At 38.7% G+C, this 3,265-nt stretch carries 4 protein-coding genes; 3 read left to right on the forward strand and 1 reads right to left on the reverse strand.

The window, feature by feature from the left end:
* Positions 1-107 precede the first annotated feature (107 nt).
* A complete protein-coding gene (locus tag ACQ96U_RS26970; RefSeq protein WP_431724380.1) occupies positions 108-389 on the reverse strand; it encodes a transposase in 282 nt (93 codons plus the stop codon).
* Between the two features lie 541 nt (positions 390-930).
* On the opposite strand from ACQ96U_RS26970, the gene ACQ96U_RS26975 reads away from it, so the two are divergent.
* The 3 genes from ACQ96U_RS26975 (at position 931) to ACQ96U_RS26985 (ending at position 3,168) form a co-directional block, all read left to right on the forward strand.
* A complete protein-coding gene (locus ACQ96U_RS26975) occupies positions 931-1,953 on the forward strand; it encodes a hypothetical protein (protein WP_431724381.1) in 1,023 nt (340 codons plus the stop codon).
* Positions 1,954-2,117: 164 nt separating this feature from the next.
* Positions 2,118-2,261 (forward strand): transposase, encoded by a 144-nt coding sequence (locus ACQ96U_RS26980; RefSeq protein WP_431724382.1) that lies wholly within the window; start codon positions 2,118-2,120, stop codon positions 2,259-2,261.
* A 94-nt stretch (positions 2,262-2,355) separates the two neighbouring features.
* On the forward strand, positions 2,356-3,168 hold the full coding sequence (locus ACQ96U_RS26985) for an IS66 family transposase (protein WP_431724383.1): 813 nt from the start codon (positions 2,356-2,358) through the stop codon (positions 3,166-3,168).
* The last annotated feature ends 97 nt before the right edge of the window (positions 3,169-3,265 follow it).

Genomic DNA, 3,265 nt, shown 5'->3' on the forward strand with positions numbered 1-3,265 from the left:
CACAGGAGGGAAAATGACAACCTTTGAAACGCTCATGAGGACTCATAGTGACGACAAAACAACCAGAGTAGAGTATTAGCAGGAGTGTAAAAGGCTATCACGGCGGGTCAAACTTTGCGACAGAACCATTTTTTATGCTTCCATGAAATAATTGAAATTACTGTTCTATCATTGCGTCCTTTTAATCGCTGATCCTCTAATTTCAATACATTGAGTGCTGATAATGACGCATTTAAATGAGTATGAGTAGCCTCTTTTTTCCGTGACTGGCAGTGAGTAAATCCTGTATATTTTTTAGCGTCTCGAAATAAAAACTCAATTTGAAAGCGCGCTTTGTAGTAATCAATGATCGTCATTGTATCTAATTCCGTGTCGGTTGAAGTAAACAATCCACCTTCTTAGAAGGTGGATTGTTTACTTTAGCCATAAATGCTCCATCAAGTCATTTGGTGAATCAAAATATAGTCTTATTTACGACATATTTTTTGCTTTAAATAAAGCTATCAAAATTCAAAAAAACGTAGTATTTATTGACATTTACGCATAGTTACTAAAAAATCGGTAACAAAGGATACTATAAGATATTAGTGATACTTTAGGCATACTAATTTTATAGTATGTTTAATTTCTAATCACGACCCGATGGTATCCATTTCATCTGACTCTTTAGTAATTTATGCAATATACTTCCAGGTAAGTTTGCCTTAATAAAATTGCAAATAATAATTTACCAATTATAAATATCAGTTTTTGAAACAAATGTTTCCACCAAACACCAGGTTTCAATATTAATTAAGCCTAGAATTAAAAATATTACCTAAGAACAATAGCAATTAGGAGTGTATTGAAAGTCAGAACTACAAACTTGGGTCTTGAAATTTACAAAATTAAAATAAATCAAAATTTTGAATTTTAATAGAGTATTTTGTTATGAGTGGACACTTGCTTAATACTAATTTAATACAGATGTTGTCGGGAGTTATCCTATTAAATGGATGCATGTCTTATACTAGTCATGATAACATGATCAATAGTAATAAAACCGAGAATCAACCATTCAATCCAGATTTAATAACAGGAATTACGATAGTTAATGACTATGAAACTATTGTGGATGTAAAGGTGGATATAGATGATGATAAGGATCCCCATATATCGCCTTTTGAGAAAGGGGGCAAAATAGAGTTGATTGTTTCAGGAACTAGTCCAGATGAAAAAAAGGTTCATTGGAATGATGGACGTGTAATACGGGAAATTAGTCTGAATGATGATGATCAATCTGATGACTTTCAGATGCCGAATAGTGGCCGCTATGACTTCAACATCATAAAATACCAGGCTGGGCAGATATTTCCCAATGACCTATTCGAGCTTATTGATTTCAATAATAATACATATACACCTTCGGTTATCGATATTGATGGTATCGGAGGTAGAAGGGCTGCGAAAATAGACGTGAAACTTGAGAGCGATCATTTCGAGATTACATTGATTTCAGCTTCGCTACCATTTGACCCAGATGTTATTAATAAATTTATTATAGTTAACGACTATGGAACAATCGATAATGTAAAGGTCAATGTGGCCAATAATGATCCGCACATAGAGCCATTTGAACGAGGTGACAGAATTGAACTGAGTATTTCCGGAGTTAGTCCAGATGAAAAAAAGGTTCTTTGGAGTGATGGACGTGTAATTCGCGAAATTAGTCTAAATAATGATGATCAATCCGATGATTTTCAGCTGCCGAATAGTGGCAGCTATGACTTCAACATCATAAAATACAAAGCAGGACAGAGTCTTCCAGATGACCTATATGAGCTTGTTGATTTCAATAATAATACTTATTCTCCAGTAGCATATGACTTTGATGGTATTGACCATGGTCCTCCTGCCCGTATTAGAGTTAGGGTTGAAGGTGATGCTCTTGTTGCTACTATTAAGGAATTGTAAAGCCTACTGACTCATATCTGATCTGGCACTACTCGCTTTTTTAGGTGCCTGTCAGGTTAGATTTGAGCTAAATTTTTCTCAGCTGTCAGCCCAAATCTGATCTTCTCCCCATTAAACGGACACCCCACTTTAGGATAAAATTCACCTAAACTATGGTGTATCCCATGAATGCAAAGAAAAATAAAAGCTATTCAGCCGAGTTCAAAAAAGAAGCTGTTAGGCTGGCTTTAGAGTCAGCTAGGCCTAAGACAGCGATTGCAAAAGAGCTAGGTATTGGGTATCCCCTCGACAATCGTGTGCTGCAGTAAATAACGTACATGCTATACCGCTAATGTCTTCTTACTCAGTCCTCTGTCTGTCTAGTACGCTGCATTCATTTCACTAATAGCCGTTTATTGTTGTATGAAGCAGCCCAAGATTGAGTCCTTATCCCCTGAAGCTTATAAGGATCTCCAGCAGGCCATTACGGCCTCATCATTAAGCCAAGACCATCAAACCCTCATCATGGGTGTGTTAGATTTATGTTTATGGCTCCAGCAAAAACTCACTTTCTCAAAAATCAGCATTAATACCCTGAAAAAGGTGTTTGCGATACAAACAGAGAAACGTCATCGACCTCAGCCCGAAGCTGATCCAGACATAACATCAACAGCAACCATTGAGGCAGCTAATGATCATCGTGACGCACAGTTGTTGCCTACCAGTACTGATGATGGCACCAAAACTGCTCAACAACCGCTTAAAACTAAAGGCCATGGACGTATTGCAGCAGATGCCTATACCGCCGCAAAAAACATTGTCCTGAATCATCCTGACTATACCACAGGTGATCCTTGTCCTTTACAGTGTGGTGGCCGCCTTTATCAATTGAAGACACCTGATGTATTTATTCGTATTGAAGGGGGACAGCTGTTTGAAGCCTATCGCTATGAGCAGCAACACCTACGCTGTGCGATCTGTGGCGAAGTCTTTAAAGCTTCGCTACCACCAGGCATTATCGATAAATACGACGAGCGCAGTAAAGCCATGATCGCGGTGTTAAAGTATCAGTTAGGGTTACCCTTATACCGGTTAGCCCAATGGCAGCGGCAAACCGGTGTGCCTCTGCCCGATACCACGCAATGGGAATGTTGTGTGGAGGTGTATCAAGCCATCCTGCCAATCTACCAATCTACCATCTGTTGGGGTTCTGTCGCAAAGTTTGACCCGCCGTGATAGCCTTTTACACTCCTGCTAATACTCTGGTTGTTTTGTCGTCACTATGAGTCCTCATGAGCGTTTCAAAGGTTGTCATTTTCCCTCCTGTGTTGTA

The sequence above is a fragment of the Zooshikella sp. RANM57 genome, assembly GCF_050749885.1.
Classification (GTDB): Bacteria; Pseudomonadota; Gammaproteobacteria; order Pseudomonadales; family Zooshikellaceae; genus Zooshikella.

Excerpts from the sequence above, each read along its gene's own strand:
- ACQ96U_RS26985 (WP_431724383.1), top strand. The coding sequence starts at position 2,356 with ATGAAGCAGCCCAAGATTGAGTCCTTATCCCCTGAAGCTTATAAGGAT.
- ACQ96U_RS26980 (WP_431724382.1), top strand. The coding sequence starts at position 2,118 with ATGAATGCAAAGAAAAATAAAAGCTATTCAGCCGAGTTCAAAAAAGAA.
- ACQ96U_RS26975 (WP_431724381.1), top strand. The coding sequence starts at position 931 with ATGAGTGGACACTTGCTTAATACTAATTTAATACAGATGTTGTCGGGA.